Source organism: Ferrovibrio sp., assembly GCF_041906005.1.
Taxonomy (GTDB): Bacteria; Pseudomonadota; Alphaproteobacteria; order Ferrovibrionales; family Ferrovibrionaceae; genus Ferrovibrio.
This window is the reverse complement of the sequence record NZ_JAYRJY010000001.1, coordinates 2,933,685-2,946,343: the sequence shown is the minus strand read 5'-3', so window position 1 is coordinate 2,946,343 and position 12,659 is coordinate 2,933,685. Positions and strand designations below refer to the sequence as shown.

10 protein-coding genes are annotated in these 12,659 nt (G+C 63.4%); 4 read left to right on the top strand and 6 right to left on the bottom strand.

The window, feature by feature from the left end; genetic code table 11:
- Positions 1 to 105: 105 nt before the first annotated feature.
- Both ACE3OO_RS14400 and ACE3OO_RS14395 read right to left on the bottom strand, forming a co-directional pair.
- On the bottom strand, positions 106 to 1,233 hold the full coding sequence (locus ACE3OO_RS14400) for an acyl-CoA dehydrogenase family protein (protein WP_374304073.1): 1,128 nt from the start codon (positions 1,231 to 1,233) through the stop codon (positions 106 to 108).
- A gap of 36 nt (positions 1,234 to 1,269) precedes the next feature.
- Positions 1,270 to 2,460 (bottom strand): acyl-CoA dehydrogenase family protein, encoded by a 1,191-nt coding sequence (locus tag ACE3OO_RS14395; protein WP_374304071.1) that lies wholly within the window; start codon positions 2,458 to 2,460, stop codon positions 1,270 to 1,272.
- A 152-nt stretch (positions 2,461 to 2,612) separates the two neighbouring features.
- Here ACE3OO_RS14395 and ACE3OO_RS14390 point away from each other — a divergent pair, with 152 nt between their 5' ends.
- A complete protein-coding gene (locus tag ACE3OO_RS14390; protein WP_374304069.1) occupies positions 2,613 to 3,029 on the top strand; it encodes a PaaI family thioesterase in 417 nt (138 codons plus the stop codon).
- A 19-nt stretch (positions 3,030 to 3,048) separates the two neighbouring features.
- Here the strand turns inward: ACE3OO_RS14390 and ACE3OO_RS14385 are convergent, their stop codons facing one another.
- Complete coding sequence (locus tag ACE3OO_RS14385; protein WP_374304068.1) at positions 3,049 to 3,897, bottom strand: crotonase/enoyl-CoA hydratase family protein; 849 nt, start codon at positions 3,895 to 3,897, stop codon at positions 3,049 to 3,051.
- 88 nt (positions 3,898 to 3,985) lie between these two features.
- Between ACE3OO_RS14385 and ACE3OO_RS14380 the strand changes: the two genes are divergently transcribed.
- Positions 3,986 to 4,852, top strand: coding sequence for a MaoC/PaaZ C-terminal domain-containing protein (locus tag ACE3OO_RS14380; RefSeq protein WP_374304066.1), 867 nt, complete (start codon positions 3,986 to 3,988; stop codon positions 4,850 to 4,852).
- 2 nt (positions 4,853 to 4,854) lie between these two features.
- Here the strand turns inward: ACE3OO_RS14380 and ACE3OO_RS14375 are convergent, their stop codons facing one another.
- Positions 4,855 to 6,570 carry an EAL domain-containing protein gene (locus ACE3OO_RS14375; RefSeq protein WP_374304065.1) on the bottom strand — a complete coding sequence of 572 codons (1,716 nt, stop codon included), beginning with the start codon at positions 6,568 to 6,570 and terminating at the stop codon, positions 4,855 to 4,857.
- A gap of 202 nt (positions 6,571 to 6,772) precedes the next feature.
- On the opposite strand from ACE3OO_RS14375, the gene ACE3OO_RS14370 reads away from it, so the two are divergent.
- Positions 6,773 to 8,470, top strand: a complete 1,698-nt coding sequence (locus tag ACE3OO_RS14370) for a long-chain fatty acid--CoA ligase (protein WP_374304064.1) — start codon at positions 6,773 to 6,775, stop codon at positions 8,468 to 8,470.
- A 78-nt stretch (positions 8,471 to 8,548) separates the two neighbouring features.
- Here the strand turns inward: ACE3OO_RS14370 and ACE3OO_RS14365 are convergent, their stop codons facing one another.
- The gene (locus tag ACE3OO_RS14365; RefSeq protein WP_374304063.1) at positions 8,549 to 9,490 is read right to left on the bottom strand and encodes a dihydrodipicolinate synthase family protein; all 942 of its coding nucleotides are present in this window, start codon (positions 9,488 to 9,490) and stop codon (positions 8,549 to 8,551) included.
- A 73-nt stretch (positions 9,491 to 9,563) separates the two neighbouring features.
- Here ACE3OO_RS14365 and ACE3OO_RS14360 point away from each other — a divergent pair, with 73 nt between their 5' ends.
- The gene (locus ACE3OO_RS14360; protein ID WP_374304062.1) at positions 9,564 to 11,684 is read left to right on the top strand and encodes a methyltransferase domain-containing protein; all 2,121 of its coding nucleotides are present in this window, start codon (positions 9,564 to 9,566) and stop codon (positions 11,682 to 11,684) included.
- Here ACE3OO_RS14360 and ACE3OO_RS14355 read toward each other — a convergent pair whose 3' ends face one another.
- Complete coding sequence (locus ACE3OO_RS14355; protein ID WP_374304061.1) at positions 11,685 to 12,590, bottom strand: HpcH/HpaI aldolase/citrate lyase family protein; 906 nt, start codon at positions 12,588 to 12,590, stop codon at positions 11,685 to 11,687.
- Between the last annotated feature and the right edge of the window lie 69 nt (positions 12,591 to 12,659).

Here is a 12,659-nt window from a genome sequence, read left to right as displayed (position 1 = left end):
CCATTGGCGCAAATCAAATCAGGGCCTGCTCCTGAAATGCGAATGGCCGGAGCGGTGAAGTACCCGCCCCGGCCATTGCAGAAATAAATCGGCGTATTGCCGCTATCAGTCACTCAGGGCGGCAAAGCGGCGCTGGTGATGGTCGGCATGGCCGAACAGGGTGTCGATGGTCATCAGCCGCTTCATGTAATGGCCGACATTCAGTTCATCGGTCATGCCCATGCCGCCGTGCAGCTGCACGGCCTGTTGCCCCACGAAACGACCCGAGCGGCCGGTCTGTACCTTGGCGGCTGCCGCGGCCTTGGCGCGTTCCTTCGCCGGCGCATCCATCTTCAGATTGGCCAGCAGCGACAGCGACCGGGCGCTTTCCAGCTGCATCATCATATCGACCAGGCGATGCTGGATCACCTGGAACTCGCCGATGGCGCGGCCGAACTGCTTGCGCGTCTTGGCATAGGCCAGCGTGGTCTCGTGCAGGGCGGCCATGGCGCCGACCGCCTCGGCGGCCAGATAGCCGATCGCCTGATCAACCACTTTTTCCACCGCAGGCAGGGCACCGGCCGGATCGCCCAGCACGGCCAGAGCCGGCGCCTTCTCGAAGGCGATGTCGGCGGCGCGGCCGTTATCGACGGTGCGGTAATCCTGCCGCGACACGCCAGCGCCGTTGGCATCCACCACGAACAGGCCCAGGCCCGTCTCGTCGGCATCGCCGCCCGCCGTGCGCGCCAGCACGATCAGCTTGCTGGCGCTGGGGGCATCGCGCACCACGATCTTCTTGCCACTGATGAACCAGCCGCCGGCATCCTTCACGGCCTTGGTGCGCACTTCGTTCAGCGCGAAGCGGCCGCCATGTTCGGCGAAGGCGAAGGCCCATTTCGCCTTGCCTTCGGCGATCTGCGGCAGGTATTCGGCCTGCTGCTTGGCATCGCCGGCCGCCATGATCAGGCCGGCGCCCAGGATCACGGTGGAGAAATACGGCTCGGCCACCAGATGGCGGCCGAAACGCTCGGCCAGCAGCATGGTATCGACGCTGCCTCCGCCCAGGCCACCATGATCCTCGGGCAGCGGAATGCACAGCCAGCCCAGTTCGGCCATGGTCTGCCAGTTCTCTTCCGAATAGCCCAGATCGGTCTTCACCAGCTTGCGCCAGCGGTCGAAGTCGTATTTGTCCTGCAGCCAGCTTTCCACGCTGTCGGCCAGCAGCTTCTGTTCTTCGGACAGATTGAAATCCATTGTCTTGTTCTTCCCTGCTTCAGACTTCTGTTTGCGTTACAGGCCCAGCACCATCTTGGCGATGATGTTGCGCTGAATCTCGTTCGAGCCGCCGTAGATCGTGGTGGCGCGGTTATAGAGGAATGCCTCCATGCGCCCTTGCGCGTAATCGGGGCCGACTGGCGGCTGGTTGGACCCATCGGGTCGGTGTTCGTAGGGATTGGCGTAATAACCCAGCGCCTCGCAGGCGAGTTCCGTAATGGTCTGCTGGATCTCCGAGCCGCGGATCTTCAGCATGCTGGCTTCCGGCCCCACGCCCTTGCCCGCTGTCTCGGCCGCCAGCACGCGCAGATTGGTATATTCCAGCGCCATCAGCTCGATCTCGACGGCGGCCAGCTTGGCGCGGAAGCTGGCTTCCTCGATCAGCGGGGCGCCAAATGCCTGCTCGGCGCGGGCGATTTCCTTCAGGCGGCGCAGGCGCTGCTTGGAGGTCGAGACTTCGGCAATCGTGGTACGCTCGTTGCCCAGCAGGAACTTGGCATAGGTCCAGCCCTTGCCTTCCTTGCCGATCAGGTTGGCCTTGGGCACGCGTACATTGTCGAGGAAAACCTCGTTCACGCCATGGCCTTCATCGATGGAAATGATCGGCCGCACGGTGATGCCGGGTGTGTTCATGTCGATCAGCAGGAAGGAAATGCCCTCCTGCGGCTTGGCGTTCGGATCGGTGCGCACCAGGCAGAACATCATATTCGCGTAATGCGCCTGGGTGGTCCAGATCTTGTGGCCGTTCACCACGTAATGATCGCCGTCGCTCTCGGCCTTGGTGCGCAGGCTGGCGAGATCGGAGCCCGAGCCCGGCTCGGAATAACCCTGGCACCACCAGTCGTCCATGTTGAGGATACGCGGCAGGTAGCGCTTCTTCTGCTCGTCGGTGCCGAAGGTGTAGATCACCGGGCCGACCATGGCGATGCCGAAGGGCAGCAAAGGCGGCGCATCAGCGGCGGCGCATTCCTCGTCGAAGATGTAGCGCTGGATCGGTGTCCAGCCCGGGCCGCCATATTCCTTGGGCCAGCCCGGCGCGCCCCAGCCGCGCTGGTTGAGGATGCGGTGCCAGGTGACGAAATCCTCGCGGCCGAGATGGGTCATGCGGCGGGTTTTCTCGGCCAGCGCCGGCGGCAGGCTGTCGCGGATGAAGCCGCGCACCTCTTCCCGGAATGCGCGTTCCTCGGCCGTGAATTCGAGATCCATGGCGTTCCTCTCCCTTAAATCGGCCAAGAGGTTAGGACCGGCCCCGGCGCCGCGCAAGCTGTGACGCAGGGTAAACCCCGCAGGAAGGCTTGCATGGACTCAGCCTCTCCTGCTCAATCGCAGCGCATGCATACAAAACGGACAGATTCGCGATGACTTTCGATCCCGCCGCCGCCGGCTGGAAACAACGCCACGGCCAGGGCCCCTTCACCCAGATCGTCGGGCCCGTCTGGGTCCGCCGCGAGGACGACGGCAGTTCCACCTATGGCCTGCTGGCCGAGGAGCGCCATACCAATTCGCGCGGCGTGGTGCATGGCGGCATGCTGATGACCTTCGCCGACCATATGCTGGGCTGGCTGGTCTGGGATGCCGTCGAGCGGCGGCCCTGCGCCACCATATCGCTGAACAACCAGTTCATCGGCGCGGTGAAGCCCGGCGACTGGATGGAAATGCGCGGCCGCATCGTGCGCCAGACCCGCAGCATCATCTTCGTGCAGGGCGAGGCCAAAGTGGGCGAGCGCGTCGTGCTCGCCTCGGAAGGCATCTGGAAGGTGCTGGGCGTCGACTGAAGCCTGGCGGCGCCTGGTCTCAACGACGGCGGCGCACGATTTTCTTGGCCGGCAGCAGATCGGCGAATTTCGCCTCGCGCTTCTGCTGGTTGGCCTGCATCTGCTCCATCAGGTCGATGCTGAGGAACATGCCGGCCTGCCAGACCTGCATATAATTGAGCGCATCGGCCGTATCGTGATCACGGGTGTAGTTCAGCATCTCCTTGCTGCCGTGCACCGCCAGCGGCGATTTCGACGCAATCGTTCTGGCGACCTCCAGTACGGCCGCCAGCATTTCGTCCTGCGTGGCATAGGTGGCATTCACCAGGCCACAGCGGAAGGCTTCCTCGGCCGGCATACGGCGACCGGTATAGGCCAGCTCGCGCACCAGCCCCGACGGCATCAGATGCGGCAGGCGCTGCAGCGTGCCGACATCGGCGGTCATGCCGATATTGATCTCCTGGATGCAGAACCAGGCGTCGTTCGTGCAGTAGCGCATGTCGCAGGCCGAGATCAGGTCGACGCCGCCGCCGATGCAGCCGCCCTGGATCGCCGCCAGCACCGGCACGCGGCAGCGATCGATCACGGCAAAGGTTTCCTGCATCTCTGCCACGGTGCGACGCATCTGCTCGCCCACCCGGCCACGGTCGCCTTGCATCATTTCGCCGGCGATATTGGCGAAGGCGGAAAGATCCAGCCCGCCGGTGAAATGCTTGCCCGTTGACGAAATCACGACGGCGTGGATTTCCGGACGATCCTCGATTTCGGCGAACACATCCACCATTTCCTGCCAGAAAGGCAATACCATGGCATTCGCCTTGTCGGGCCGGTTGAAGGTGATGCGGGCGATATGGTTCTCGACCGTGAAATCGAAGGTTGCGTAGGCCATTTTTCCTCCCAATCGTCCTGCCGTAACGGCAGGGCTGGTCTGCGCTCTGCGGCGCGGCTAGAGTCGGGCAAAGATTTACGGAGGAACCATGCCGATTGTCTATGACGAACTGCTGCGCCTCGACATTCCCGAGCGTGAATTCGCCTACAGCGACCGCGACACCATGCTCTACGCGCTCAGCGTCGGCATGGGGCATGACCCGATGGATGCCGACGAACTGCCCTTCGTGTTCGAGAAGGGCCTGCGCGCCCTGCCCAGCCTGGCCACCGTGATCGCCTGGGACGACAGCTGGACGCCGAAAACCGGCATCAACTATGTGATGGTGGTGCATGGCGAGCAGCGCGTGACCGTGCATAAGCCGCTGCCGCCCAGCGGCCGCATCAAGGCCAAGGTGCGCATCAAGGACGTGTTCGACAAAGGTGCCGGCAAGGGCGCCATCATGCTGACCGAGAATACCCTGAGCGATGCGGCGAGCGGCGAGAAGCTGGTCACCCTGCTCTCCACCGTGTTCGCACGTGGCGATGGCGGCTTCGGCGGCCCGACCCGCGCGCCGGGCGACGGCCCGCCGGCGCCGCATGTCATTCCCGACCGCCAGCCCGATGCCGGCGTGACGGCGAAAACCCAGCCGAACCAGGCGCTGTTCTACCGTTTATGCGGCGACCGCAACCCGCTGCATGCCGATCCGGCCTTCGCCAAGGCGGCCGGCTTTCCGCGCCCGATCCTGCATGGCCTGTGCACCTATGGGCATGCCGTGCGCGCCGTGGTGAAAGCGGTCTGCGACCACGATCCGGCCTGGATCGCGCATATCGAGGCGCGCTTCACCGCGCCGGTATTCCCGGGCGAGACGATCCACACGGAAATCTGGCGCGACGGCAACATCGTGTCGTTCCGCGCCCGCCTGCTGGAGCGCGACGTGGTGGTGCTGGATCACGGCAAGGTGGAACTGCGCGGCTGACATCAGCCGCGTTTGAGCCTGACTTCGGCCGGGTCACGATGCGGGCCCGGATCATCGTCGAGCCGCAGCGGCTCGAGCCTTGGATCGGGTTCCGGCCGGCCGAACAGATAGCCCTGGCCATAATCGATGCCGAAATCGAGCAGCAGGCGCGCCTGGTCCTCGGTTTCGACCATCTCGGCCACCGTGCCGATGCCAAGCTCCTTGCACAGCCAGACCATGCCCTTGAGGATAGCGCGATCGCGGTCCTGCCCCTGGGTCTGCAGCGCCTTCACATAGGCGCCGTCGATCTTCACGTAATCGATTTCCAGGGCCTGCAGATAGGGGAATGAGGCGGCGCCGGCGCCGAAATCGTCGAGACACACGAAATGGCCGTCCTCGCGCAATTGCCGCACGGCATTGGCGGCATGGACCATGTTGGTGATCTGGGTCGATTCCGTGATCTCGAAGATCAGTTGGCGACGCAAACTGGGATCCACGGCCAGGATTTCGCGCAGGGCGGCCATGAAAACCGAGCTTTCCAGGCTGTGACCCGAGAGATTCACCGCCACGTCGATGGTTTCGCCCTGGCGGCGGCGTTCGGCCAGCATGTCGACCACACGCTGCACCACGGCAAGATCGAACTCGCCGATCATGTGTACGCCTTCGGCCAGGCGGATCGTCTCAAAGGGCGAGCCGCCATCCTCGAACCGCGATAGCGCCTCGTAATGATGCAGGGTGCGGGTATCGAGCCGCACGATGGGCTGGAAGACAAGCTGGAACTGCCGGCTGGACACCGCCGAGCGCAGGGCACGCACCCGCGACACCGTTTTCTGCAACAGGGCCTTCAGGCTGTCTTCGGTGGAATGCAGCGTGGCGAAACTGGCCGCGCCTTCATTCGCGAAACGCTCGACGGCATAGGCCATGGCGCTGGCCGCATCCTCGTCGCTCATGCCCTTGGCCTGCAAATCCAGCGTTGCGCCACGGATTCCCAGCTTGTCGGCAGCCTTGGCGGCCTGGGTGTTGCTCTGCTTGATCAGGTTGCGCACCTGCTCGGCCACCGCTTCCTGATCCAGCGGCGCGGTATGCAGAATGCCGTATTTTTCCGGATCGATATGCCCCGCCGTATCGCCGCCGATCGACTTGGCACGGATCAACGCACCGACATCGCCCATCAGTATCTGGCTGTCTTCCGGCGGCAGGTTCTCGACCAGCTCTTTCAGGCCGACGATTTCGACCAGCGTGAGTTTGACCTCGGAGCCCAGGTCGCGGGCCAGCTTCAGGCGGTCGCCGGCGCGGTTCTCGAAATCCTCGGTGGTCAGCAGACCGGTCTGGTAATCGCGCTTGTTCTGCAATGCCGTTTCGGCCTGGGGCAGCCGGGCATTCGACAGGGTCAGGTAATACCGCCCTTCCTGCCGTGGCAGGCAGCAGCCGCCCAGAACGCATACCGCGCCAGGTTGGCCGTCCAGGGTCAGCAGACGGATCGTGACCGGTTCGATACGGGCGCCGATGGTCAGCCCGGCCAGCAGGTTGAGCACAAAATGGCGGTCTGCCTCCTCGATCAGCGCGGAGAAATTCCGCCCCACCAGGGCGGCACTGTCGCAGCCGGCGATCAGCCGCGCCGCACCCGTGGCGAAGGTGATCTGGCCGTCGGCGGCCACCTCAAGCATCAGGTCGGCAGCGGAGAAGGCGAACGCAACGAACCGGTCGCGCTCCGCCCGCATATCCTTGGCGCCGCCCATTCTGGCCTCATCGGGGATTGGAAACTTTATTATCAAGTGTGCCAGCCGCAGCGGCCGGGCGCAACCCGGCCGCAGCGGCCGATCCGATCCGGATGAACCCAATTCGCTTGACGCAGCGCCACGTTGCGCCGAGGCCTGCCGGTTCCTAGAATAGGCCCGTCTACGGCCCGCAATGGCTGGCCCGAAGTCTAGGGGGAGTATAATGAGCGCACCGTTCTGGGAAAAATCCTATCCGGCCGGGGTAACCTGGGCACAGAATTTCCAGGCCAGGCCGATCTGGACCCTGCTGGACGATGCCGTCGCGCGCTTCGCGCCGCGGCCCTGCCTGAACTTCATGGGCAAGACCTATACCTATGCGGCGGTTTCCGACCTGGTCGACCGCGCCGCCAAGGGCTTCCAGCAGCTGGGCGTCGGTCCGGGCGTGCATGTCGGCCTGTTCCTGCCCAACACGCCGCATTACGTGATCTGCTTCTTCGCCATCCTGAAGGCCGGCGGCCGGGTGGTGAATTACAGTCCGCTCGATGCCGAGCGCGAGCTGCGCTACAAGATCGAGGACAGCCAGACCGACATCATCGTGACGCTGGACCTCAAGGCGCTGTATCCGAATATCGCCAAGATGATCGGCACCACGCGGCTGAAGAAGGTGGTGGTCTGCCGCCTGCCCGACGTGCTGCCCTTCCCCAAGAACCTGCTGTTCCCGCTGGCCAAGGGCAAGGAAATCGCCGCCGTTCCCAAGGACGACAAGCATATCCGCTTCGCCGACCTGATCGCCAATGACGGCCGCTACACGCCACATCCGGTGAAGGATCCGGCCGAGGAAGTGGCGATCCTGCAATATACCGGCGGCACCACCGGCCAGCCCAAGGGCGCCATGCTGACCCATGGCAACATCACGGCGACCGTGCATATGTATGCCTGCTGGACCGGCAACATGAACCTGCTGGAAGACGGCAAGGAACGTGTGATGATGGTCCTGCCGATGTTCCATATCTATGGCCTGAGCGCGGTGCTGCTGCGCATGCTGATCATCGGCGCGGAATTCATCATGCATCCGCGCTTTGAGCTGAAGGCCGTGATCGAGGATCTGCACAAGAAGAAAATCTCGATCTTCCCGGGCGTGCCCACCATGTATGCCGCGATCGTGAACCTGCCCAACCTGAAGGATTACGACCTCTCGGCGCTGAAATTCTGCGCCTCAGGTGGCGCTCCGCTGCCGGCTGAGGTGCAGGACAAGTTCGAAAACGTGACCGGCTGCAAGATGATCGAGGGCTGGGGCATGACCGAGACCTCGCCGGCCGGCACCCAGACGGTGTATGGCGGCGTGCGCAAGCGTGGGTCCTGCGGCCTGCCGCTGCCGGGCGTGACCATGGAGATCGTCGATGTCGACGATCCGCTGAAGCTGATGGGCGTGAACCAGACCGGCGAAATCTGCATCACCGGCCCGAACGTGATGAAGGGTTACTGGAACAAGCCCGAGGCAACGGCAGAGGCTTTTGCCGGCGGCCGCTTCCATACCGGCGACGTAGGCTATATCGACGAGGACGGCTATATCTTCATCGTCGACCGCAAGAAGGACATGATCCTCTCGGGTGGCTTCAACGTCTATCCGCGCAATATCGAGGAAGCGATCTACGAGCATCCCGCCGTCGAGGAATGCACCGTGATCGGCGTCCCCGACCAGTATCGCGGCCAGTCCGCCAAGGCGTTCATCAAGCTGAAAGCCGGCGCCAAGCCGTTCACTTTCGAAGAACTGCGCGAGTTTCTGAAGGACAAACTGGGCAAGCATGAGATGCCGGTGGCGATGGACATCCGCGACGCCCTGCCCAAGACCCTGATCGGCAAGCTGTCCAAGAAGGAACTGGTCGAGGAAGAGAAGAAAAAATCCGGCTCGGCGGAATAACGCTGCCGGCGCGACGCAAAAAAGCCCCGGTGCAAACCGGGGCTTTTTTCATGCCTGTCCGGAAGGCTCTTCCACAGGTTATTCGGCGGCCTGGGCCTTGGCCAGACCGGCATCCCAGGCTTTCAGGGTCTGCGCCGCGGGTTTCACCTTCGCGCGCAGCTCCGGCCCCAGCACGCTCATCAGCGGCAGCATCGGCCCCATATCGGCGATCCCGGCCAGGGTCACCGCGTCATGCAGGGTGCGGATCGGGCTGATCGCGTCGCGCAGGTCTTCCAGCGGCAGATAGGCTTCGCGCAACCGCTCAGCTTCGGCCCAGTTCCCGGTCTTGATCGCCGCCAGCATCGCCATCGATCCACGCGGCGCCACGCAGACGGCACCCGAGGTGAAACCGCCCAGGCCGAACTGGCGCAGATGCACAATGGCCGGCCGTTCGCCGATGCCGCTGATCACCAGCTTGGGGTCGACATGATCGAGCAGACGCTTCAGGTATTCGTCCTGGGCAGGATCGGCACGCACGGCGCCATATTTCACGGCACAGACCAGCCCCTCGCGCATCAGCCGGCCGGCCGCTTCCGGCGCGATGTAGTTCTCGGCCTTGATATAGAGGATGAGCGGCTTGCCCATGGTAACGGCTGCGCGGCGCAGGCCGGTTTCAATCCCCTCGGACGTGGCCGGAAACGTCATCGGCAGTGCCATTGCCGTGGGCACTTTCGAGCCGCGCAGGATTTTGGCCTGGTCGATCAGCTTGCCGTAATCGGGGCCGAAGGACGGGATCAGCCAGGTATCCGGCCCCACCGCCTCGATCAGGAAATCGAGCACTTCGGCATATTCGCCGACTGAAAGATTGTAGAAATTGGCGTTGCCGCCATACATCAGGCTGCGCACCCCGCCGGCCTCGAGATACCCGATCAGCTGCCGATTCGCTTCCTCGTTCAGGGTCAGGTCGGCATATCGCGCCAAAGGCGGCACCGCCAGAACGGAGGCAGACAGGTCGGCAGCGGTTACGGGCGTTGTTTTCATTATGTTTGCTCCAGCGGGGCGTTCCTCTTAATGTGGCAGAGTAATCCGTTCCCAAGCCCTGCTGCAAAGCGAAATGTCACTCCCGAATTCCGATGAAATAGCAGCCAAGGCACATCTGCTGCCCCTGCTGCGCGCCGCGATACGCGCGATCGAGACGGAAAAATTCGATCAGGCCGAAGCCTTCCTCGACAGCATCCTGAAGCAGGAGCCGGGATTTGCCGATGCCCTGCATCTGAAGGGATATGTCGCCTTCCAGCGCGGCGCGCTGGATACGGCACGCCGGCTGGTTGAACAGGCCATTGCCGCCGATTTCCACTTCGAGAATTATCATGCCACGCTGGGCCATATCCTGCTGGCGGCCGGCGAACTTGACGCCGCCAAACAGAGTTTCGGCGCCGCCATAGCCCTCAACCCGAAATACAGCGAGGCTTATATCGGACTGGCGCACATCTTCCTGGCGCATGACGACGTGGACGCCGCCATCGGCGCATTGCTGACCGCCAGGAATGTTTACGCCAAGCATCCTGAAACCAACTACATGCTGGGCTACGCCCTGATGATCAAGGGCGACGCCAAACAGGCCATCCAGTTTTTCGGCCTGGCCCACAAGCTGGCGCCCGATGTCATCCGCTACAAGGCCGGCCTGGCCCGGTCGCTGCGGGATGTGCGGCTGAAGCAGCCCAATCCCGAACTGGTGTCCAGCGTACTGCCATTGCTGGGCGAACCCGGCATCGAACCGCGCGATCTGGCTCCCCTGATTGAAAGTGCGATCTGCCTGGACCCGGTATTTGTCGCACTGAAGCCGATCGACAATCTGCCGGGCGAGGCGATCGCCACCGCGCTGGCCCAGCCATCCTGCCCGGATATCCTGCGGATCGCGGCCCTGCCCGCCTGGCTGCAATACGGGCTGGTCAGCCATCCCGTGCTGGAACGCCGCCTCACGGCCTTGCGTCGCGGCCTGCTGGCCATGGCCTTTCAATTCCCCGATGCCTTGCCGCGCTACGAGGCACTGCTCAACCTGATGGCGATCCGCGGCTTTCAAGCCGAATATATCGATCAGGTCGTGAAGGACGAAGCTGCCATGCTGGCCAGGCTGGCCGCCATGCTGGATACGCTTTCCCCTGCCGATAATGCGGCCCTGTTCGCGGTCTATGCCTGCTATCAGCCGCTTTACCGGCGCCACGATGTCGAGCGTCTGGCCGCTGCATCATGGCCGGTGGCCTATGCCGATCTGAAACGCATCCAGATCGACGAGCCGCTGGCCGAGCGCCGCATCGCCACGACCATCACGGCACTGACACCGATCGAGGATCAGACCAGCCAGACCGTGCAGGAAATGTATGAGGAAAGTCCTTTCCCGCGCTGGCATCAGCCCATCCTGGGCACGCCCCAGACGGTGAGCGGCCGGCTGCGCACGGCCTTGCCGCTGCAGCAGATTCCGGTGGAAGAGCGCCTCAATCCCGAGATTCTGGTTGCCGGCTGCGGCACGGGCCTGCACGCCATTCTCGCCGCGACCAGCTATGCCTTCGCGAAGGTGCTGGCCATCGACCTGAGCCGAACCAGCCTGTCCTATGCGATCCGCAAAGCGACCGAGATCGGCATCAAGAATGTGGAATTCGCGCAGGCCGATATCCTCAAGATCGGCAGCATCGCCCGACGCTTCGACGTGATCGAAAGCTTTGGCGTGCTGCACCACCTGCGCGATCCGGCGGCCGGCCTCGCCCAGCTGGTCGGCCTGCTGAAACCCGGCGGTTACATGATGCTGGGCCTCTATAGCGAATTGGGCCGGCGCGACGTGGTGAGGGCCCGTGAACTGATCGCGCGGCTTGGGCTGGGCGACAGCCCGGAAGAGGTGCGCGAGTTCCGCCGCATCCTGCCCAAGCATGATCCGGAACTGGCCGCGAACCTGAGCAAATCCAGTGCCTATTATGCGCTGAGCGACCTGCGCGATCTGGTGTTTCACCGTCAGGAACATCGCTATACGCCGCCGCAGTTGCAGCAGCTGATCGACGGAGCCGGCCTGGAATTCCTGGGTTTCGAGTTTTCCGTGCCCAAGGCTTTGTCCGGCTATCGATCGCGCTTCCCCGACGATGCGATGGCGACCAATCTCGACCACTGGGCCGAGGTGGAACGCGACAATCCCGAACTATTTGCCAACTGCTACCGCTTCTGGGTGCGACGCAAAAGCCCCTGATCAGTTCCGGCCCAAGTGACCGCGAAAGCGACGCGCCAGGTCGCGCGTGGCCTTGGCCAGCAGCCCCTGATCGACGCCGACGGCAACGAACATGAAGCCGGCATCCAGATAACGGCGCGCATCATCCTCGTTCGGCGCGAGAATGCCGCAAGGCTTGCCAGCCGCCTGGCAAAGCTGCAATCCCCGCATGATGGCCGCCTGCACATCGGGATGCGCACTGTTGCCCAGATGGCCCAGATCGGCCGACAGGTCGGCCGGGCCGATGAAAATGCCATCCACGCCGTCAACCTTGGCGATCTCGGGGATGCGGTTCAGCGCGGCGGCCGTCTCGACCTGCACGATCACGCCGATCTCACTGTCGGCACGGGCATGATAATCCTGCACCAGGCCGTAACGATTGGCGCGCTGCGATCCCGAAACACCGCGAATGCCATGGGGCGGATAGCGTGTGGCCGCCACTGCGCGGCGCGCCTCTTCCGCATCCTGCACGAAGGGTAGAATCAGGTTGGGTGAGCCGATATCAAGGAACCGTTTGATCAGCACAGCATCGTTCCAGGCCGGGCGGACCACAGGGCTGGCCGTATTGGCATCGATCTGCATGGCCTGCAACTGCTGCAGGATCATGGGCAGTTCATTCGGCGAATGCTCGGTATCCAGCACCACCCAGTCGAAGCCGGCCGTCGCCACGATTTCAGCCACGATATTGCTGCACAGGGAACACCACAACCCGACCTGCGGGCGGCCTTCCTTCAATGCATGCTTGAAGGCATTGACGGGCAGTTGCATGGCAATTTGACCTTTCGGGGTATTCGGCTGGCGCCGGCGCAGCACGACAAAGAACAGCGCGCCAGCAGATCGAGACGAGACGTTGGCGTATGGAATGTCCTTGAACGGACGGCTATACATCAGCCAATAAATTGTGGCGATGCAAGCGGAATTTGACTGCCGCCACATGTGCCGATTTGGTAGAAATGA